The organism is Streptomyces sp. 3N207, from assembly GCF_052246355.1.
Taxonomy (GTDB): Bacteria; Actinomycetota; Actinomycetes; order Streptomycetales; family Streptomycetaceae; genus Streptomyces.
The window spans coordinates 363,585-383,635 of record NZ_JBQQBV010000005.1 but is presented as its reverse complement, the minus strand read 5'-3'; the positions used below and the strand labels follow the sequence as shown (position 1 = coordinate 383,635).

The 20,051-nt window shown below is 68.2% G+C and carries 18 protein-coding genes and 2 pseudogenes; 12 read left to right on the top strand and 8 right to left on the bottom strand.

The genetic code is table 11. The features are described from left to right. Nucleotides 1-19: 19 nt before the first annotated feature. A pseudogene (locus ACTWP9_RS11350) lies at nucleotides 20-930 on the top strand (NADP-dependent oxidoreductase). A gap of 31 nt (nucleotides 931-961) precedes the next feature. Here ACTWP9_RS11350 and ACTWP9_RS11345 read toward each other — a convergent pair. Then, entirely contained in the window at nucleotides 962-1,846 is an 885-nt protein-coding gene (locus ACTWP9_RS11345) for a LysR family transcriptional regulator (protein WP_443245920.1), read from the bottom strand. 167 nt (nucleotides 1,847-2,013) lie between these two features. On the opposite strand from ACTWP9_RS11345, the gene ACTWP9_RS11340 reads away from it, so the two are divergent. Further along, on the top strand, nucleotides 2,014-2,844 hold the full coding sequence (locus tag ACTWP9_RS11340) for an EamA family transporter (protein ID WP_443245960.1): 831 nt from the start codon (nucleotides 2,014-2,016) through the stop codon (nucleotides 2,842-2,844). Between the two features lie 173 nt (nucleotides 2,845-3,017). On the opposite strand, the pseudogene ACTWP9_RS11335 reads toward ACTWP9_RS11340, so the two are convergent. After that, a pseudogene (locus ACTWP9_RS11335) lies at nucleotides 3,018-3,200 on the bottom strand (MerR family DNA-binding transcriptional regulator); the annotation flags it as partial. Between ACTWP9_RS11335 and ACTWP9_RS11330 the strand changes: the two are divergent. Then, nucleotides 3,144-3,401, top strand: a complete 258-nt coding sequence (locus ACTWP9_RS11330) for a hypothetical protein (protein WP_443245919.1) — start codon at nucleotides 3,144-3,146, stop codon at nucleotides 3,399-3,401. The pseudogene ACTWP9_RS11335 and the gene ACTWP9_RS11330 sit on opposite strands and share 57 nt — an antisense overlap. A gap of 87 nt (nucleotides 3,402-3,488) precedes the next feature. On the opposite strand, the gene ACTWP9_RS11325 is transcribed toward ACTWP9_RS11330, so the two are convergent. Together ACTWP9_RS11325 and ACTWP9_RS11320 are read right to left on the bottom strand one after the other, a co-directional pair. Continuing rightward, complete coding sequence (locus tag ACTWP9_RS11325) at nucleotides 3,489-5,339, bottom strand: hypothetical protein (protein ID WP_443245918.1); 1,851 nt, start codon at nucleotides 5,337-5,339, stop codon at nucleotides 3,489-3,491. Between the two features lie 10 nt (nucleotides 5,340-5,349). Then, entirely contained in the window at nucleotides 5,350-5,673 is a 324-nt protein-coding gene (locus ACTWP9_RS11320; protein WP_443245917.1) for a hypothetical protein, read from the bottom strand. Nucleotides 5,674-6,123: 450 nt separating this feature from the next. Between ACTWP9_RS11320 and ACTWP9_RS11315 the strand changes: the two genes are divergently transcribed. From ACTWP9_RS11315 to ACTWP9_RS11290, 6 genes are all read left to right on the top strand, one after another. Continuing rightward, nucleotides 6,124-7,368, top strand: a complete 1,245-nt coding sequence (locus ACTWP9_RS11315; RefSeq protein ID WP_443245916.1) for a hypothetical protein — start codon at nucleotides 6,124-6,126, stop codon at nucleotides 7,366-7,368. A 302-nt stretch (nucleotides 7,369-7,670) separates the two neighbouring features. Further along, nucleotides 7,671-8,408, top strand: coding sequence for a DUF4232 domain-containing protein (locus ACTWP9_RS11310; RefSeq protein ID WP_443245915.1), 738 nt, complete (start codon nucleotides 7,671-7,673; stop codon nucleotides 8,406-8,408). A gap of 333 nt (nucleotides 8,409-8,741) precedes the next feature. Next, nucleotides 8,742-9,134: a nuclear transport factor 2 family protein gene (locus ACTWP9_RS11305; protein ID WP_443245914.1), complete on the top strand. Its 393-nt coding sequence runs from the start codon at nucleotides 8,742-8,744 to the stop codon at nucleotides 9,132-9,134. A 626-nt stretch (nucleotides 9,135-9,760) separates the two neighbouring features. Then, a complete protein-coding gene (locus tag ACTWP9_RS11300; RefSeq protein WP_443245913.1) occupies nucleotides 9,761-10,138 on the top strand; it encodes a VOC family protein in 378 nt (125 codons plus the stop codon). A gap of 524 nt (nucleotides 10,139-10,662) precedes the next feature. Next, on the top strand, nucleotides 10,663-11,130 hold the full coding sequence (locus ACTWP9_RS11295; RefSeq protein WP_443245912.1) for an FAD-dependent monooxygenase: 468 nt from the start codon (nucleotides 10,663-10,665) through the stop codon (nucleotides 11,128-11,130). A gap of 326 nt (nucleotides 11,131-11,456) precedes the next feature. Then, the gene (locus tag ACTWP9_RS11290) at nucleotides 11,457-12,146 is read left to right on the top strand and encodes a DUF4232 domain-containing protein (RefSeq protein ID WP_443245911.1); all 690 of its coding nucleotides are present in this window, start codon (nucleotides 11,457-11,459) and stop codon (nucleotides 12,144-12,146) included. Between the two features lie 307 nt (nucleotides 12,147-12,453). On the opposite strand, the gene ACTWP9_RS11285 is transcribed toward ACTWP9_RS11290, so the two are convergent. Together ACTWP9_RS11285 and ACTWP9_RS11280 are read right to left on the bottom strand one after the other, a co-directional pair. Continuing rightward, nucleotides 12,454-13,629 (bottom strand): cytochrome P450 family protein, encoded by a 1,176-nt coding sequence (locus ACTWP9_RS11285; protein WP_443245910.1) that lies wholly within the window; start codon nucleotides 13,627-13,629, stop codon nucleotides 12,454-12,456. Nucleotides 13,630-14,311: 682 nt separating this feature from the next. Further along, entirely contained in the window at nucleotides 14,312-15,151 is an 840-nt protein-coding gene (locus ACTWP9_RS11280) for a patatin-like phospholipase family protein (RefSeq protein WP_443245909.1), read from the bottom strand. A 100-nt stretch (nucleotides 15,152-15,251) separates the two neighbouring features. On the opposite strand from ACTWP9_RS11280, the gene ACTWP9_RS11275 reads away from it, so the two are divergent. Both ACTWP9_RS11275 and ACTWP9_RS11270 read left to right on the top strand, forming a co-directional pair. Then, complete coding sequence (locus tag ACTWP9_RS11275) at nucleotides 15,252-16,061, top strand: TetR/AcrR family transcriptional regulator (RefSeq protein ID WP_443245908.1); 810 nt, start codon at nucleotides 15,252-15,254, stop codon at nucleotides 16,059-16,061. Nucleotides 16,062-17,232: 1,171 nt separating this feature from the next. Beyond that, entirely contained in the window at nucleotides 17,233-17,784 is a 552-nt protein-coding gene (locus ACTWP9_RS11270; protein WP_443245907.1) for a hypothetical protein, read from the top strand. A gap of 167 nt (nucleotides 17,785-17,951) precedes the next feature. Here the strand turns inward: ACTWP9_RS11270 and ACTWP9_RS11265 are convergent, their stop codons facing one another. Beyond that, nucleotides 17,952-18,461: a DinB family protein gene (locus ACTWP9_RS11265; protein WP_443245906.1), complete on the bottom strand. Its 510-nt coding sequence runs from the start codon at nucleotides 18,459-18,461 to the stop codon at nucleotides 17,952-17,954. Between the two features lie 97 nt (nucleotides 18,462-18,558). After that, nucleotides 18,559-18,888, bottom strand: coding sequence for an ArsR/SmtB family transcription factor (locus ACTWP9_RS11260; RefSeq protein WP_443245905.1), 330 nt, complete (start codon nucleotides 18,886-18,888; stop codon nucleotides 18,559-18,561). Between the two features lie 366 nt (nucleotides 18,889-19,254). On the opposite strand from ACTWP9_RS11260, the gene ACTWP9_RS11255 reads away from it, so the two are divergent. Then, the gene (locus ACTWP9_RS11255; protein WP_443245904.1) at nucleotides 19,255-19,938 is read left to right on the top strand and encodes an MBL fold metallo-hydrolase; all 684 of its coding nucleotides are present in this window, start codon (nucleotides 19,255-19,257) and stop codon (nucleotides 19,936-19,938) included. The last annotated feature ends 113 nt before the right edge of the window (nucleotides 19,939-20,051 follow it).

Here is a 20,051-nt window from a genome sequence, read left to right as displayed (position 1 = left end):
CCGAGACGCGGAGCGACCGATGAAGGCAGCTCGATTCAGCAGATTCGGAGGCCCCGATGTCCTGAAGTCGCAGAACTCCCCGACCCGCATCCTGGGCCGGGCCAGGTCCGGATCGTGGTGCGCGCGGCCGGTGTCAACGTCAGCGACTGGAAGAAGCGCCAGGGTCTGATGGGCCTGATGGACCGGGAGCTTCCGCAGACCCTCGGCCACGAGGCGTCGGGCGTCGTCGACGAACTCGGCGAAGACGTCTCGGACGTTGCCGTCGGCGACCGCGTCTTCGGCCTCTCCGGCGAGGGCGCGACCCAGGCTGAATCGGCGGTGCTGGACTACTACGCACCCATTCCGCCCTCGCTCGGCTTCACCGCCGCCGCGGCACTGCCCTCCGCACTGGAGACAGCCGCGCGCGCACTCGACCAGCTCGGCGTAGGAATCGGCTCCACGCTTCTGATCAACGGTGCCTCCGGCAACATCGGCAGTACCGCGGTCCAACTCGCCGTGGCGCGCGGGGCACGGGTGATCGGCACGGCCGGACCGGCCAACCATGAGTACCTGCGCTCCCTCGGAGCCGACCCTGTCGCCTACGGCGAGGGCATGGCCGAGCGGGTCCGTGCGCTGGTTCCCGGCGGCGCCGACCTGGCCCTCGATATCGCCGGCAGCGGCGTACTGCCCGAACTCATCGGGCTCGCGGGCGCCCCCGCGAACGTCGTGACGCTCGCCGACTTCACCGGCGCACAGGAGCACGGCGTCAGATTCAGCCGCGGCGACACCGGCCGCGCACTGTATGTGCTCAACGAGATCGGCCCGCTGATCGAAGCCGGGCGATTCGCACCCCCCGCCGTGCAGACGTTCTCACTCACCGACATCGCCGAGGCGCACCACGTCGGTGAGGAAGGTCAGGTGCGCGGGAAGCTCGTGCTACTGGTCAACTGAGGCAGCCGCCGACCGGGAGGGGCTGAGGCCATTACTGTCGGTTCTCGCGGTAGAGGTCGATGGCGAGAGCGACGGCGGCATGGGTGGCGGGATGGGGGTCCTGGCGGCGCCAGATGAGGTGGACGGGGACGGGTTGGGCGTCGCGCAAGGGGCGGTAGGTGATGCCGTCGCGGCGGTACTGAGCGGCGGTGGCCTGGGGGGTGACGCCGACACAGCGGCCGGTGGCGATGGCGGCGAGCCAGTCGTCGATGTCGTGGGTGTACTCGACGGCGGGTCGTTCGCCTTCGGGCCACAGGTTCAAGGCGGTGGTGCCGGTGCGGCGGTCGATGGCGAGGGTGCGGCCGGGGATCTCGCCCATGCGGATGCTGCGGCGGCGGGCCCATGGGTCGTCGGAGGCGAGGGCCAGGTAGCGGTTCTCGTGGCCGACAACGGCGTGTGACCAGGGCTTGAGGTCGAGTGGGGCGCGGATCACCGCGAGGTCGCACAGCCCTTCGGCGAGCCCGCCGGTGGAGGAGTTGTGGCGGATGAGCCGGAGTTCGGTCTCGGGGTGGCCGTGGTGCCAGCGGCGCTGGAATTCGGTGGTGTGACGGCCGAAGGCTGACCAGGCGTGGCCGATGTGCAGGTGGCTGTAGCCGGCGGCGGCTTCGGTGACGAGTTCGTCGGCGCCGGAGAGCAGCGGGCGTGCGCGGGCGAGAGCCTGCACACCCGCAGTGGTGGGCGCGACCGTGCGGCTCGTGCGGTGCAGCAACCGCACTCCCAGGATTTCTTCCAGTGCGAGCAGGTTCCGGGAGACGGCGGCCTGGGAGATGCCCAGTTCGAGTGCCGCGTCCGTGAAGCTGCCGGTGTCGACGATGGCGACCAGGCAGCGCAGGTGCTTCAGCTCCAGCCTGGTGGAGTTCCCTCGGCGTTCATCCATACGTTCAGCGTATCGACAGTCCCATGGATGCATTTTGCGTATCCACCTTGGGGCAGCACGGTGAGGGCATGGTGCTGAAGACCTCACAGGACGCGGGGCAGGCCCTCGCCGTTACCGACGGCGGTGGACCGGGCCGGGGCGGGAGCCGCCGGGCCGGCGTCGCATTGATGCTGGGCAGCGGGCTGTCCAACCAGGTCGGGGCAGCGGTGGCAGCGCTGGCGTTCCCGGTGATCGGCCCGGTGGGGGTGGTCGCGGTGCGCCAGTGGGTGGCCGCTGGGGTGCTGTGGGCAGCCGGCAAGCCGCGCCTGCGGTCGTTCACCGCGGCGCAGTGGTGGCCGGTGCTGGGGCTGGCGCTGGTGTTCGCCGTGATGAACCTTTCCCTGTACACGGCCATCGACCGCGTCGGGCTCGGGCTGGCCGTCACACTGGAGTTCCTCGGCCCGCTGACGGTGGCGCTGACCGGCTCCCGCCGCCGGATCGACGCCCTGTGCGCACTGGCGGCCGCGGCCGCGGTCGCCGTGCTCACCCGCCCCTCTCCCTCTACCGACTACCTGGGCATCGGCCTCGCACTGCTGGCTGCGGTGTGCTGGAGCTGCTACATCCTGCTCAACCGCACCGTCGGCCGGCGCCTGCCCGGCGCGGAGGGCTCGGCCGCCGCAGCGGCCGTCTCCGGCGCGCTCTACCTCCCCGTCGGCGCCCTGGTGCTCTGGCAGCATCCCCCCACCCCTGCTGCCCTCGTGTGCGCTCTGGCTGCCGGAGTACTGTCCTCGGCGGTGCCGTTCCTGTCCGATCTGCTCGCACTACGGCGTGTTCCGGCACACTTCTTCGGCGTGTTCATGAGCGTCAACCCTGTCTTCGCCGCTCTGGTCGGTCTCATCGTGCTCCACCAGCACCTCGATACGGCTGCGTGGGCGGCGATCCTGGTGATCGTCGGCGCGAACGCCATCGCCGTCACCGCGGCCTCCCCCACCTCCACGGAGAGCGGGAGTGTTGTGTGAAGGTTCTGATCGTTCGGGCCCTTTCCGAGCCCGACTCCTTCAACGCCGCACTGAGACCCTGCTGGACCTGCTCGCGGCCGAACCGCAGGCCGACCGCACCGTCGCCGACGACCGCGACCGTCTTGCCGGGGCCGCCCTCGGCGGCGAAGGCCCCGAACCAGCCGGCGCCGGGCGGCTTCCCGTAGCTTGACGCAGATCAGCAGCCAGTCGACGTCGAATGCGGTGTATCGCCGCCGACCGCCGGAGGTGCGCCGGACCGGTCCGATCAACAGGCCCTCGCGCTCGTAGAAGCGCAGCGCGTGCACGCTGAGTCCGGTCTGCTCGGCGGCGGCGGGCTCTACTTGGAGGTCTGCAATGTCGTACGCGTCTCCGCCCCCGACGCGTCCATGGACGACGGCGGTGTCCGCGAGTACGCCATCGACCCCGATGCGGCCGCACGGCTCTGGGACCTGTCCCTCGCCGCGACCGGTGCCACCCCGATCGCCCGAATGACCCCGCCGCACCGCAGTGCATCTCTCACGGCCGAGCCGGGATCGCCGCAGCACTCAAGGATCTGATCCCGCAGGCGCCCGGCCTGTTGGTCGGCAGTGCCTGGCCACCGTGGTCAGGATTGTTGGCCACACACCGATCGACTGACGTAGTGCTTACCGGCCCGAGGCTCCTTGAGCGTCGATCCTGCCGAGGTCCGCTGCACCGCGGATTTTGCTCCAACTGCCGTGGCGTGGATCGTAATCGGTTCGACCGCGCGCCCAGTCAGCATTGACCTTGTCCCACTCATCGGCAAGACACTGGAGTCGGCGCCCTTGGTTGAGATGGACCTCCGCTCTGGCGTCGCGGGCTCCGTTCTTGATACGGGCGCTCTCGTCTTCGACCAGGCCCTTACTGACGCCAAATGCCGCATTGGCGCTAAGACCGCCGCCGTAGGGAAGAAAGGACGCGATCGATGCGACAGTCAGGTAGCCGCCTGCACCGACGTGTCCCCAGCCGGCCTCTTTGAGTTCCTTCTCTTCTTTATCGCCGATCGCTTGGCGGCGGGCCTCTTCCAAGAAACCCACCGTGCGGCCGGACCGGTCAAGGCTGTTTTCAGGGTGCTCCTTCTCGGCGTAGACATCCTGCAACATTGCGACATTCATGCCCTGATTAAGAATCCCGTAACTGTCGAAAGAACGGGATATCTGCTTGGACACCTCCAGGAGATCACCCCGGTTGAATACGACCTCCTCCGGCGAGCCTGCCATGGTCATATGTGTGTCGGTGCCGTGGCTGGCCAGCACATTGGCCATGCTGTCACGCAGTTCCTCCGGGAAGCCGTCCTTACGTATAGCAAGGTGACGCAGGGCATTTCTCACCACGTCTTTCTGCTGTGGTGTGTGCGGCTGAACGGTGACAGGCTGCTGTCCTGGACCGAGGCCGGTGGCGGCGGCGACCAGAGCGTCGCCTATCGCGTTCAATTTTGCGGTGGAGCCCCCGGGACTGGCGGCGGTCGCGTGACTGCCGCCGACCTGCGGGAAGGGAGGTCGCTTCTCCAGCACCCACTCGGCGTTGTTCTGCAACGGGGAAGCGAAGAAGGCAGTGGATGCTTCTGGGGTACGGGAGAGCGCCATCATGAAGCCGGTCATCGGATCCAGACCGGCGTCCTGACCACTGCCGGGGCCGAAGTTCAGTCTTCTCGAAAACGAAGACTGACCGTCCCAAGGCAGGCCGCCCTTGCGGACCGAACCGGTGGGACCGACGGTATTCCTGCCGTCGTTTGTGACGGTTCGCTCGTAGGTGACCAGCGCATTTCCGTAGGCGATGAGGAAGGCATCGTCGTAGCTGCCGTACCGCAAGAGACTGCTCATTTCCTGGAATCCGCCGAGGGCGACCATGTCCCGTTCCCACTGGACCATGGCCGGGCTGTCGGAGCGGGTGGCGTTCCCCAGGGTTATGCCCAGGTTCTGCTGAAGTGCCCCCAGCCGGGCTTCTCGATCCATCGTCACCGCGTCAGTTCTGGGTGCGGTGATGCCTGACCACATCGTCAGAATTCTCTGCGGCCCCATGTCGGTGGCGAACTTCTCCGCGAAGATGTCATCGCCCCTGCACTGCGCCAACAGCGTGTTGAGTCGGTCGAACTGCTCAGTTGTCATCTCGTCCGGGGGAATGGCCGCCAGGCGTGCGGCCTCCGTCGCCCGGTCGCGTGCCTCCTGAGGGGACATCAGCACATCGGGGACCGCAATCAGGGTTCCCACCTTCTGCTGCCCGGTCTGTTCAAGGTCCCGCGCCAGGTCCAAACGCCGGTAGAGGGTGGGCAGGAGCTGTTCCGCCCAGGCACCCAAGGCTCCCAGCCGTGTCAGGACGCCGATGTCGAGGCCGCACTGGGAGAACCTGTGCAGAAGGGAGTTGCGTGCCCCGTTGAAGGTTTCCGCTGCGTGGGCCAGTGAGTCGATCATGCTCTTGAGCCGTGCGGGATCGACACCGCTGAAGGTGCCCCCTGGCTGTCCGTGCGGATCCGTCACGGTTGTCTCCTCAGATCGCCTTCCGGAAAGCCTGGGCCCGGCTCAACGGCACCTGCGCAGGTGTGCTGCTCAACGCTGCCTCCACGACGGCGACCGCCTCACGTGCCAGCTGCTGGGCCTCCCCTCGACGACCGGCGGCTTCAGCCGCGAACTGCTGCGCGGCCGGCCCCTCCCATACGCCTCCCCCGCCCATGTCCCTGGCCGCCTGATCGAGCGCGGTGGCAATCTGCGTCTCTTTGGCGACCACCTCATGCTTCAGGGCGATCAGGTCCGCACGCAGCGGATTCGGCACCGGATTATCGGTGCCGGCAGGGTGTCCTCCGGTATCGGCCATGCTTCCCACTCCCCTCCGCGAACCCCTTTCCGGGAGGGTTTCACCAGGCACCCGGCAACAGCCATGTGAGGGGGATGGAATGTGGCATGTAAGGGGGGTGGAACGTGGATGCAAGAGCAAGCACCCTCTTCAAACAAGTCCCCCACGAGCTGCCAAGTGCCATACCAGCACCAAAGGTTTGAGGGCCACGAGCGGCAACGGCTTCAGCAGCGCGGCCGTCAACGATTCCGTGCGCCTGGGGGTCGGTCCCCTACTGACGGTCGTAGTCCGGCCGCATCCGATCGTCGCCTTCATGTACCCATAAGGCTTCCCCGCGTTCAGGGCAGAGCCCCAGAATGATCGCTGGTATTGCAGTCGATCAGCGGTCTGCCTGCCCCGGGGACGGATGTCCTGCTGGCAGACGGGGTGGGGGCGGCGGTCGCTCAGGAAGTCGGGGAAAGGCGGAGCGGGATGACGACTCGGGAGAAGGCCACCGGACGGGGCGGAAAGTCCGGGCGCCGGGCCGGCAGACGGGCCACCGCGCGGGCAGGTGCTGCGGTGGTTGCCACGCTGCTGGGGTCGGTTCTGATACCGCAGACCGCATCCGCCGCCACGGACGCCGGTAACGACGTCCGCGGAGGGAAACAGCTGCCGGCGGTCATAGACGGTGGGGCGTGGGACGCCGGACACGTCCAGGGCATGGCCCTGGACCGCAAGGGCGGCTACATGTACTTCTCCTTCACCAACCTCTTGGTCAAGACGGACCTGCGCGGCAACCCGGTCGGCTCCGTCACCGGGTTCACCGGCCACCTGGGTGACCTGGACTTCAACGAACGCGACGGCAGGCTCTACGGCTCCCTGGAGTACAAGGATGCCGAGTCCTTCTACATCGCGGTCTTCGACGCCGACCGCATCGACCGGATGGGCATCGACGCCCAGACCAGCGACATCGTCTCGACGGTCTACCTCAAGGAAGTCGTCGAGGACTACACCGCCGACATGGACGGCAACGGGGTGTTCGACGGCGACACCGCCGACACGCGCGACCATCGTTACGGATGCAGCGGCATCGACGGCGTCACGTTCGGGCCGGATCTCGGCGGACACGGCGGGCGCAAGCGCGACGCCCCCCTGCTGACCGTCGCCTACGGCATCTACTCCAACAACGCACGCTCCGACAACGACCACCAGGTGCTGTTGCAGTACGACGTGCGCCGGTGGAAGAAGTACGAGCGTCCCCTCAGCGAGTCAGCGCCGCACACCAGCGGCCCGGCGCACACCGACGGCAAGTACTTCGCGTACACCGGCAACACAACCTACGGCGTGCAGAACCTGGAGTACGACGCCGCCTCACGCAACTGGCAGATGGCAGTGTACGAGGGGAAGAAGCCGGGCTTCCCCAACTACTCCCTCTTCACCGTCGACGGTACGAAGCCCGCCGTGCGCGGGCCGGTGCGCGACCAGCCCGAGCCGGAGCAGGGCGAGTTGCTCACCCTCGCGCGGCAGGGCCTGTACGACCGGGCCACGGGCCTGCGGGGCTGGCAGGCTCCCGGCGAGTACGGCCTGGTCTCTTTGGGCGACGGGCGCTACTACGTCGCAGAGTCCGGCACCGTTGAGGAGAACGGCGTCACCAAGCAGACGGGGCGGGCCGTCCTCCACCGCTGGACGGGCCGTACACCGAACCCGCTCGCTCCTGTGCGCGGAGCGACGCGGTAGTCGCTCCCCCCGGCAACCAGGCAGGTCTTGATCGATCGGGTGGTCCTTCCGCATCGGTGGCTCACGGGTCTCTCGGCGTCATCTGGCGTGCCCGCGTGCCTGCGTGCCTGCGTGCTTGATGGAGAAGTTGGTGGCCGCTTTGCCGAAGCGGCCCGCATCGAGCGGTGATGTGGATCACGCCAGAGTCCCGTGAACAATCCCCGGTCGGCCGCCATCTCATGAATGACCGACCAGTCAACGCGGCCCGGCGCCCTGCGGGAAAAGGGTGGCCGCGCCGTATCCGACGTCCATGGGGGGACCTCGTGAAGACCACTCGCCGCGCTCGCCGCACCGTCCGTACCGCCGGCCTCGTCGCCGTCGCTGCCGCCGCCGCTTTCTCGCTGACCGCCTGCCAGGACGACGGCGGCAAGGACGACGACGCCGGCTCCTCGTCCTCCGCCGGGGCATCGAAGAACTCCGAGGCGCAGGACTCGGGCTCGACCGGCGCCGACGCGAAGGGCTCCGGCTCGACCGGCTCCTACTCGGCCGACTCGGGGTCGTCCACGGGCAACGGCGGTACGCAGAGCGGCAACGGGAGCAGCGGTGGCACGGGCAAGCAGCCGGAGTCCGCGGGCTCGGGCGCCAAGAGCTCCGCATGCACCGTCGGCAAGGTCTCCGTCGGGCTCCAGGAGACCGGCGGCTCGGCGCCGGTCATCCTGCTGAAGGCCACCAACAACGGCAGTGCCCGCTGCGATCTGTACGGCTACCCGTTCGTGGGCTACCAGGACGCCCAGGCTCCGATCGGGGTCGGCGGCGGCAAGCCCCAGTCCGTGGTGTCTCTGGAGCCGGGCAAGTCCGCCTACGCCTCGCTCAGCCTGGAGAAGGGCAGCGGCGGCAACATGCACCGCGAGAAGCAGCTCACCGTCCAGCTGGCCGACCGCAGCCTGCACGGCACCGGCGCCACCGCCAAGGTCAGCGCCCCCAGCGGCGCCGGCCTCGCCATCAGCGACAACTCCACCGTCTCCTACTGGAACAACACCATCGAAGAGACGCTGCAGTAAACCCGTACCGCCCCGCAGCCCCGCAGCCCCGCAGCCCCGCAAGGGTGTCTCCCCACCCGACACGACCACACTGTCGACGATCTCGACGGCGACAGCCACCCGGACGAGATCACCAATCCGGGAGTACGCCGACCCACCGCAGTTGATCCCGGTCCTCGAACACCTCCGCATCCAGCGTCCTGGCGGTGGTGGACGCCCCGATCATTAAGGACCAGGACATGTCATTGGCTCCGGTTGAGCCCAAGCGGGTCACCGTGAGTCGGCCAACGCGGTGTGTCAGCGGCTGTCGTGCCGACTCCGGGTTACGTTCGCGAGGGCTAACCGGAGGCTGTGATGACTGATCACCCGAACATTGCTGTGTTCCAACGGGCCATGGCCGCCTTTATCGCAGGCGACTTGGAGACGCTGACGGAGGTGTTCCACCCCGACGTGGTGTGGCATAACCCCGGTCAAGGCCCGCTGGCGGGTGACTTCCGTGGTCGTGAGGCCGCCTTCGCTCTGTTCCAGCGGGAATTTGAGATGTCAGGCGGCACGTACCGCCCGCGACTCCACGATGTGCTCGCCAACGACAAACACACAGTCGCCCTACTCCATGCCACCGCCTCGCGTGAAGGCAAGGAGCTCGACATGGACTACGCGATCGTCTTCCACATTCAAGACGGCAGAATCACCGAGGGCTGGGACCTGTGGTCCGATCAGAGGGCGTATGACGAATTCTGGTCGTAGCAACGGCAAGCCGTCACCCACCATGGCAGCGCTACAAATGTCGCGCTGAACCTGTTTCTCGCGTACGAAGCCGGCATCGAGCAATTCCGGATCACGGCGGCCGAGCACCGTAATCGGAACTCTTTCTCGTCATGGGCTGAGGCGTTGATTCTGGATCAACAAGCGGCCCGGATTCCGTCGATGGGGTAACAGCGGCTCGAGCCGCGAGCTACTGGGCCTCAGCCAACTGTGCATCAGCCGACGACGCACCCGGCCCACGGATCTGGTGATCCAAAGGAGCGTCCAATGCCAATGGCCTGCCGCCGAATGGTCGCTATGTGATTGGTGGCGATCAAGCGAAGTGGGCGCCGCACCCGGCAAATGACCACGTCCCGATGCATTCCTGTCATGCAGGCTCTCCCCCAGAACCGCGTTCCCGTTGCGGAGCCGGAACCCGCGCCCCCGACGGGCCATGACAAGACAGGCGCAGCGCATGCCACGCAAACCGCATGGCTATGCAAACGTTGAGGGGGACGGATCTCCGCCCTCGGCATCCTTCTGGGGCTGGGGTCGGTCCTGCCGTTCGCCGTGGGGGTAACTCCCGCCTATGGCAGGGAACTCCCCCCCGGTCAAGGAAGGGAAGAGCCATGGCTGAAGTGGAGCGGACAGTTCGCGGGCAACTCGCGTTCGTGCTGGACTGCGCCGACAACAACAAACTCGCCGAGTTCTGGTGCGCCGTGCTCGGCTACCGCAGGGTCCGCGCTGTGCACCCGTATGTGAGTCTTGCCCCGGCGGACGGCGACGGGCCTGAGTTGCTGCTTCAGCAGGTGCCCGAGCCCAAGCGGGGCAAGAACCGGATGCATCTCGATCTGCGCGTGCCCACGTTGGAGCCGGAGTTCTCCCGGATCCGAGCCTGCGGCGCCGCGCTCCTCACCGCCCCTTTCGACGACCACGGCGTCCTGACGACGGTGCTCGCCGACCCAGAGGGCAACGAGTTCTGCCTCCTGGTCTGGCCTGGCACGTGACCGGGCCGCGCGCTGTGGCCGTAAAGGTTGTAACAGGGCATCGGCGGGGGGCTCCTCGACGGGGCATCAGGAGCCCTTTGGAACGTAGGCAACGTGCCTGTTGAGCAGCAAAGTGGTGCAACCGCACACTCGTGAAGGGCGCGTGACCGGCGCGTCTGGTGTGTCCCACAGCGGGCCTGCTGCCGGAGCCCACAGCGTCGCCCGCAAGCTGTCCGGCATCGCCTTCCCGGGCATCACCTTCGACCGGACGACCAGCCGGACAGCGCACGCCACGGTCCCGGAGCAGTGGCTGGATGCCGCGACCGGTGCGCTGAACGTGCCGGGCTACGGCAGCATCCAGCCGTTCCTGCCCCACCGCACCGAGCACGGAGCATTCTCGTACGCACCGCTCCCTGGCCATCCACCGCTGATCAGCACCACGGAATGGGACCAGCCCGCAACCCAGGCACCGATGAGTCTCGAGGAACTGCGGTCGAGCGTCCGCCGCGTGCTCGGCGCGGACGTACCCCTCGGGCAGCCGGTCGGTGACGGGACCGTTCGTACTGCGCCGGCTCGACGGCGGCAACGTCCGCGTGGCGGAGCAGTTCCGGGACCGCAGGGTCTTCCTGGTCGGCGACTCCGCCCCCGTCGGCACCACGGGCGGCTCCGGACTCAGCCTCGGCCTGCAGGACGCGGTCAACCTCGGCTGGAACTTGCCGCCACGCTGCGCGGCAGCGCCCCGCCCGGCCTGCTGGACAGCTATGACACGGAACGGCGCCCCGCCGCCGCCCGCATGGCCATGTACTCCCAGGCGCAGGCCGCACTCTCCGCCCCGGCCCCCGGCAGCGACGTCACCGCCCTGCGCGAGCTGTTCACCGAACTACTCGGCGACCGCACCACCGTTCAACACCTCGCCAACCTCACCGCAGGCGCCGACATCCACTACGAAGCGCCTCAGAACGCCCCGAAGCCCGTCGAGCCCACAACGGGTGAGCACGAGCACCCACCCATGAGGAAACTGAAAGCCGTTCATAAGCGCGCAAACTTGGCCCTCGGAGACCATGGCAAGGGGGATGAGCCCAGCAGCTAAGAGCGTCTACTCTCTCCAGGGGGCCGGATCGCTGTCCCGGGAAAATCCATGGTGAACTTTTCAGCCGGGGCGGTCATCGGACTGTACGGCACGGGGGGTTGGCCCAAAGGGCTCGGCTCCCCCGCGTCCGGCGCGGGTTCATGATGGAACGACCAGGGCGGGGCAGTGAGGAAACAACAACAGGATGCGGCGTCGGCGACCGGTCGGTACGAAGAGGCCGGGCGCGCCCGACGGCGCGTTGACGGGGGCATGTGTCTGGCAGCGGTCGCTGCGGTGGGGCTGGCGGCGGTTCTGCTGACCGGGTGCGGGAAGGAGTCGGGCTCGTCCGGGCCCAAGAAGGTGGCCGGGGAAGCAGCCCCCGTGCCCGGTGACTCCCCCGGTGACATATCGCGGAAGAAGAAGAGTGCTTCCCCGTCGTCGTCATCGCATTCAGGTGGTGGTGATTCCAAGGACGACAAGGGGCCACCTGCTTCCTCGGAGAACGACGACGCGGGCTCCTCCGGAGCGACAGGGGGTTCGGGGCCGGGGTCGCCCGGCTTGAGCTCATGCAAGACCTCCGAGCTTGCATTCAGCACCTCGAACGGTATGGCCGAGGGCAGCCTGCTGGTGAACCTCAAGAACGTCGGCTCGGCCACCTGCACCCTCAAGGGCTTCCCCGGAGCGAACCTCAAGAGCGAGGACGGCTCCCTCAACGCCAGCCGCAACAACGCCGCACCTCCGACGGTCAGCGTCGATCCCGGCGAGGCAACCCGCTTCACCCTCAGCTACCCGCCCAACAACTCCGGTGGCAGCGGTGTGACCATGACCAGCCTCGTGGTCACCCCGCCCAACGAGACCCAGTCGCGGACCCTCCCGGTCAGCATCAACCTACCCGTCGACAACCCCGACAGCCCCGCCTCCTCCAGGATCACGGTCAGCCCCGTCGGCGCCGCCCAGTGACCACGCCCGCCAGCGCCCGCCAGGCGACGTCGAGCACGGGATCGCCTCTGTGAACACCGCAACCCGCGCCCATCCGCGAACCCGCGGCAGTTGCTCCGGAAACCGGAGCCGATGCGCAGGTCACCTCTCACGGCGATGACGGGCGCTGCAGGTCGTCATCCTGCTCGCGTCAGCCGGCCTGGCAGCCTACGGGGTCTGGTCTGGCTCGGCAGCCGCCTTCTCATGCGCCACGTACTCAGCAGGCCGCTCGTCGCCACCGCCAGGAGCCGAGTCCGAGACTCATCGTTGATCCGCGCGACGTCCCGTATCACCCCAGACGCAGGGGCAGTTCCACCAGGCCGCGCAGCAGAGTGCTGGAGCGCCAGGTGAGGGCGGCCGGGTCGGTGGCGAAGGCGAGCAGGGGGCGGGCCGCCAGCAGCCGTCGCAGGGCGATTGCCGCCTCTGTGCGGGCCAGGGGTGCGCCGAGACAGTGGTGCAGGCCGTGACCGAACCCGAGATGGCCCCGGGCGCTGCGCCGGATGTCGAAGCGGTCGGGGTCGGGGAAGTGGCGCGGATCGCGTGAGGCGGCGGCGAGTGAGACCAGGACCGCGTCGCCGGCCGCGATGCGGGTGCCCGCCAGTTCCAGCGGCTCGGCCGCGAACCGGTACGCGGCTGCGTGGACAGGCGAGTTGTAGCGCAGCGATTCCTCGACGGCACCTTCGGTCAGCTCGGGGGAGGTGCGTAGCAGCTCCAGCTGGTCCGGGTGGGTGAGCAGGCTGTACAAGGTGCTGGAGATCAGGTTGACCGTCGTCTCATGGCCGGCGACGAGGATGAGGAAAGCCATGCCGAGCAGTTCCTCGGGGTCGAGACCCTCCGCTCGGTCGTCCCGGCTCTCCGACCCGGGGCCGGACGGACGTCGCATCGCGGCCAGCGCGCTGAGCAGCGTGTCGTCCGGAGTCCGGGCCTTCCGCTCGGTCAACGCCGTCAGATACCCGGTAAGTTCGTCGGCTGCCGCCTCCGCTGCCTCCTGTGAGGTGGGCATGACCAGCTCGTGCGACCAGGTGTGGAACAGCGCTTGGTCGCGTACGGGGACCCCCAGCAGCTCGCAGATGACCGTGACGGGCAGCGGCAGTGCGTACTGGCTCACCAGGTCGGCCTGCCCCTGGCGCGGCAGTGCGCCGAGCAGGTCGTCGGTGGCCGCCTCGATCCTCGGGCGCAACGCCGCGATACGTCCGGGCGTGAAGTGGCCGGCCACCAGGCGGCGCAGCCGGGTGTGCTGCGGGGGATCGGTCTGGAGCATGTTTCGCCCGATGGCATGCCCGCCGTCGTTCTGCCACGAGGCGGAGTGACGGATGTCGTTGCACAACCGCGGGTCGGTCAACGCCGTCCGCCCTGCCTCCCGCGTCACCACGAACCAGCTCTCCCCGCTGTCGGGGACGAACACCCGGTGTACCGCCCCCTTGGCGCGCAGGGCAGCGTGGACGAGATGCGGATCCACCTCCATGTCGACCCCTTTGGGGGCCAGTTGCTGCAAAGTGGGTGCCTGGGGTCGAGGTCGAGGTGGGGGCGGCTGGGCTGACTTCGAGGGCTGGGGGTTTCGGCGCCCTTGAGATGACTGAGGTGTTTGCGGCGCCTCCATGGCGTCACCTTCCGTTCCGAGTATTCATGTCCTTTACGGCCCGCCGTAGTGGTGGTGCCGAGTCAGGGGTAGCCGCGGATACGCAACAGCGATCCGGCATCGGAGCGCCGCCTGTTCGGACGTACGCACTGTCGCGCGGAAGCACCCGGCGCTCCACGGCGTGATGCTCGCGCACGCCCTCGACCTGCCCGTTCGCTGCACCGCAAGCCCCCGGGTCTCCTTGGCTGACGCGTTCGCCGAACCGAGCCCCGCCCCCCTGGCGCGACGCATTCGGCGAGCTGCTTCAGACCGTCCAGCCGCTCGCCGACGGCGACCCGGGCGTGCTCATGGAAGCCATCCGCGTCGGCCTCCACGGCCTGGCACCCTCGTGCGGCAGCGGTCGTCTCCCCGCGGATGCCCACGAACGCCGCCTGTCCTTGCTGATCGACCGCGTCGCGCCCGGGCCCGTCCGAGGAGGCGGCCTGGACCGGTTCCGGGCCGCCTCGGCCGTGTCCGGCGCCTTGGCAACGCGCCCCCTGCGCGGTCCATGTTCGCCCTGGATACCCGCCTAGCCGTGCAGGACATCAGCGACGGTCTGCGCGAGGGAGGTGGCCTGCGCGTGGCCTGCCCGGGCGGCGTTCGGCCGCCGGTTGTCGGCGGTCATGTCCCGGCCCATGGCACGACGCGCCGCCGAGTCGGGCGTAAGAAGCGCGACAGCGGCTCCCCCGGCGGCGAGCTCGTCGGCCTCCTGCCGGATGCTGGGGTGCGGGCCCGGCGCGGAGGGGATCGGTACGACGGCCACCACCCGCTGATGTCCGCGGGCCAGCTGCACGTTCCCGGCCGAACGGCAGCCGCCGTCGATCCAACGACGCCCAGCCGCGCTGGCCGGAGGCCAGACCAGCGGCACCGCACAACTGGCGGCGACCGCCTCGACCAGGGTGAGCGACGACTCCGGCCCGAAGGTCTCCACCTCACCGGTCTCCGCGTCCACAGAAGCGATCCGCAGCGCGCGCTCGGGCCAGGGCTGCTCGCCGCCCAGCAGGGCCCTGACGGTATCGAGTACCTCGCTTTCAGCCGGGGTCACTGCGGCGAGGGCCGCCCGTCCCAGACGCTGTGCGGAGCGCCTGGAGTCCCGGGTTCCGCAGGCCGCCCACAGGAAACGGAAGGTCTGCGCCGCCGAGACCTTCAGGTCTATGCGGTCCTCGCACGCCAGTTGCCGTTCGTACAACTCGCGCGGACTCTCGCCGTGCAGGAGCCGGGTACCGAAGATCGCCCCGGCCGAGGTGCCGATGACGACGTCGGCTCGGCCCAGCTCGACTCCCGCCTCGGCGAGCCCCGCAAGCACCCCGACCATCCATGCCCCGCCCACCGGTCCGCCACCGCCGAGGACCAGCGCTGTCCCGCCCATCTCTGCCCTCCAGTTCTTAAATGGGGAGCACTCCCCACTTCCTTGGCCGACGATAACATCGAGCTGGGGACCTGTCCCCATTTCCAGCGCGGAGGTGACGATGACCGGGAACACGCCCGAGGGGCGCGCGGGGCACGGGGGACTTGCGGGGCGTCCAGGGCGCGCGGGGCACGATTCGCGCGACAGGCCCGACGGGCGCGACCGGAGTGACGAACGCGACGGGCGCGATCCGGGAGGAACGCCGACACCCCGGCGGCGGCGTGACGCGCGGCGCAACCGGCAACTCCTCACGGAAGCTGCGCACGAGGTGTTCACCGAGCAGGGCCTGGAAGCGCCCTTCGACGTGATCGCCCGTCGCGCTGGGGTCGGCAACGCGACGCTCTACCGTCACTTCCCCACCCGCGCCGCCCTCGTGGACGCCGTCTTCCACGACCTGCTGACGCACACGATGACCGCCGGCCAACAGGCCCGAACCGCCGAGAACGCCTGGTCAGGGCTGAGCGACTACCTCGAGGAGGTTTTCACGATCCTGGCAGCGGACCGCGGCGCGAACGATCTCATGACCACTCACCTCGAAGGCGCGGAGACCTTGCAGGCCGTCCACGCCCACAACCGCGAGACGGTAGACATCCTGTTGCGCCGAGGCCGTATGGAAGGCGCCGTCCGTGCTGACATCACCACGGAAGATGTGCTCTTCACCCTCGCCGCCCTCGGCCGCGCCGTTCCCGCGTTGACCACCGCCGCACCCGACGCCTGGCGCCGCCCCCTCACCCTCTTCCTCGACGCCCTCCGCGTCTCCTCTCCCTCCCCTCTCCCCACCCCGTCCCTCACGGCAGCCCAACTTGCCACCACCCTCGACCAACTGGGGCCCCACCGCGGCCCGCACGCTCGCCCCTCCGGTTCGACGTGAGCCGGCAGACAGCCGGGGCCAACGGGTGTTCGGTGAAAGCCTGACAGCAGAACGCGTCACGGCAGGTGTCGGTGGACGAGGCTGCACGTCGGCATGGGGTCCTCGGCGACGGTGGGCAACTGGCGGGCGGACCCGCGTCAGCCACCTCCTCCTCCGCCGCCGCAGGAGGAGCCGCCGCCACACGAGGAGCCGCTGCCGCAGCTGGTTCAGCCGCTGTCGGAGCTGCTGCCATCACCGGGGGTCCATGCGTGCCCACGCCACCCGCCGTGACGGGGCAGGCGCCGAGGACGTCTCTCAGGGTGCCGGGGGCACGGCTGGGAAAGTCTGATAGAGGACTGGCTCAAGGAGGTCCGTCAAGGTGTCCGTGTCCATGTCGCCGCTGTCTTGGTGGTGCCTCACCCACCGCAGGAGGCCCAGGGCAACATGAGAGTCGATCGGCATGCCGGTGGCGCGCGCAGCGGCAACAGGAGTGAGGCCGCACAGTCGTGCCCCGAGACACGTGACAGTGCGGGACGCAGAATGGCCGGCACACCTCGGGTTCCCAGCAGCCGCGCTCCGTTCGGGCCCCGGCCGGCCGCTCGGAACTGTGGCCGCCCCTCCCGGAGGCCGAGGGCATATGCGAGGCGGGTGGACAAGCCCGCGAGGTGTCGCGCCGCGCCGTGCCTGGCCAGCAGGAGTGTGAGGCCGACCGGGTCGCTGACTTCGAGGTTTCCGCAGAATCGACCACCTTCCCACAGGAGGGCGTCGGGACCGTGCAGACTCGCTCGGCCCAGCAGTTGTTTCTCGGCGCCGTGCAAGGTGAGGGTGAGGCTGCCTGGACAACGACACGTATCCATGGTGACGACCCCCTGGGTTGAGAGAGATCTCAGCTTCGCCAGGGACTCGGGTGACTCGACACAGCCCAGCAGGGTTCGCGAGTCAAGCGGCTCAGCACTCTCCCCGCCCGCCAGCACCTGAACGAGATGCGTACGCGCCCACACATCGTCGAACCATTCCTGAACCGCATGCCGCACAGCCGCTCCCACCCACTCCCCCTGCGCTGCCTCTGAACCGCCTCTGCACCACCTCTGCGCTGCTCGGCCTCGCTCGTCCGCGGCCGGCGCCTCCGGGTACACGTTAGGTGCTGCCCAGGTGTGCTTAGCTGGCCTGTTGGGAGGGAGGGGGGAAGCTGATGTGGTCAAGTGTCATTGCTGTACTGGGCACCCTGGCCGGTGCGGCCCTGGGCGTCGTCTCTCAGCATTGGCTGGACCGGCGCACCCGCGAGGAGCAGCAGCTGCTCCACGTCACCGACCTTGTCGCCCACCTGCTCGACGCGGTGCTGGCCTACCGGGAGCTGTTCTGGCTGCGGATCGCCGGCCTCCGGGAGGGAGAGCCCGAAACGGGTGAAGAACGTGCGGCCTTGTACCGGGCACGTTCGGAGATCACCAAAGCACGAGACCGCCTCGCTCTCGCCACGTCCGACTCGTACCTCCTCTCTGGTGCACACAGGGCCTCGTTATCGGCACTCGAACTGAGCGACATCGAGCTGGGACCTGTCGGGCATGGCGGGAAGTTCAGCGAGGCTGTCGAACATGCACTGGCCACCGGACGGGAACAGACGCGGATCGCACACACCGAACTTCGCGAGGCCGGAGCCTGGTACGTGCTTCGGCGGCGGTCAGCCTGGCGCCCTCTCTGGTCCCGGCCCACACGTCGGGACCGCCGCGCTGCTGCCAGGCAATGACTGACGCAACCCGGCTTCGGGGCAGGAACCGCGGCCAGCAGTTCAGACGTTGGGGAGCTCTGCGTCCATCTCTCGTACTGTCCGGCGCGGCATGGGGGTTCACTCAATTCCAGACGCGCGGATTTCTGGAACGGGTCAGCATTTGGGGATCGGTGGCTCGTGTGGATTCAGGCGCCAACGGTCCCGTCGACGCCTTCGCGCAGAAAATCTGCGTGCCCGTTGTGGCGGCCGTACTCCAGGAGCACATGCACCATCACCATCCGCAGCGATACTTCCTTGCCCCATCGTGGCTGATACCCGGGCTGGTCCAGGGACTCGGCCTCCCGCTCGATACGGCGCGAGTTCTCCACCTCTGCCTCCCAAGCTGCGAACGTCTCATCCCTGGTCGACGCGCTCGCGTCGTACGCCGCCTGGAAGTCGATCTCTTCGGACCACACCATGGGCGCGTCGTTGTCCTCGAACACTCGACGGAACCAAGCACGCTCCACCTCCGCCATGTGACGCACCAGGCCGAGCAGCGAAAGCGTGGACGGCGGCATCGATTGCTGCCGCAGCTCCTCGTCGGCAAGCCCTTCGCACTTCATGGCGAGGGTCGCGCGGTGGTAGTCGAGGAAGGCCCGCAACATCTCGCGTTCACTTCCGAACGTGGGCGGTCCTATGCGATCGTCGCTGGCCACTGGCAGTGCTCCTCATCCGTGCCGACGCGGTCTTAGGGGTGCTGGGTGCCCGTCTCCCGGGCGCAGACCTGACGAAGTATCTCTGACTCAGGTCAGGTCACCAGCTTGCCCGTGAAGCAGTCGCGTCGGCAGGCTGGGGCGTGAGCGCGCCCAGGGTGGCGGTGAGTTCGTGGAGCGCGTCGGGGTGCACCGAGTAGCAGATCTGGGTGCCGCGACGGTGCGTGATGACCAGGTCGGCCTCGCGTAGCACCTTGAGGTGCTGACTGATGGTGGGCTGCTTCAGGCCGAATACGTCGGTGAAGTCGCATGCGCAGGTCTCAGGCTCTGCCGCCAGCCGTCGCATGATGCCCAGCCGCACCGGATGACCCAGCGCCCGAAACATCTCGGCCCACCGGGCCTCCGCGTTCCTGACCTCTGCGTTTTCCACGTTGACATCTTATTCGTCACTTGCCTATATTGCCAAACGCCTAAATTGCCTCCTGGCTATACAGCAAAGGGTCGCGCCTACACCTCAAGACACCGCCTCGCTGGTCCGACCGTGGCTCCACCCCGGGCCGGCGTCAGGCAGGTCCCTGCAGTGGCAGTTGCGAGCATCGTCCAGTGGTGAGATTCATCGAAGGAGAAAGCTCTGGTGTCGTCTTCGAAACCGTTCGCATCCGTTGCCGGTACACAGCTTCCGATCTGCTGCACCTGCGGTGTGCAGTATGAGGCGCCGCGCACTGATTGCCCGATCTGCCAGGACGAGCGGCAGTACGTCGGCTGGGAAGGCCAACAGTGGACGAGCCTGGACGAGTTGCGCGCCGGTGGCCATCGCGGTCGGGTCGAAGAGGAGGGCCCCGGTGTGATCGGGGTCGGTGCCGTGCCGTCGGTGGCCGTCGGCCAGCGAGCGCTGCTGATCCGCTCACCGTCCGGCAATGTGCTGTGGGATTGCGTGGGCTACCTGGATGACGATCTGGCCGCCGAGATCGAGAAACTGGGCGGGATCAGTGCGATCGCCGTCAGCCATCCGCACTTCTACGGTGTGATGACCGAGTGGGCGCGGACCTTCGACGCCCCGGTGTACGTACACGCAGCGGACCGTGACTGGGTGGGACGGCCCGACCCGCTGATCGAGTACTGGACGGGTGACACCCACCGGATCGCGCCCGGCATGACGCTGATCAACGCGGGCACGCACTTCGCCGGCGGCACCGTACTGCACTGGGGTGATGACCCTGAGGGACGCGGTGCGCTGTTCAGCGGCGACATCTTCATGGTGGTGATGGACCGGCGGTGGGTCAGCTTCATGTACAGCATTCCCAACTTCATTCCGGAGCGACCGCGCACCATCCGCCGCGCGCTCGCGTTGGTCGAACCGTTCAACTTCGAACGCATCTATGGAGCGTTCTGGGGACGGGTGGTTACTGCCGATGGAGCAGCTGCGGTGCGTCGTTCCGCGGAACGGTACATCCGCTTCGCACTGGATGACGACTCGTAGTTCACTCGGTGCCGTTCCTCTCCCGAAGAAGAGCCGCGAGATCCGCAGGCAGCGAATGCTCGCGAGCGAGGGCACACCTGAGCAGCGCTAGTCTCCGAGGCCGGAGACTGGAA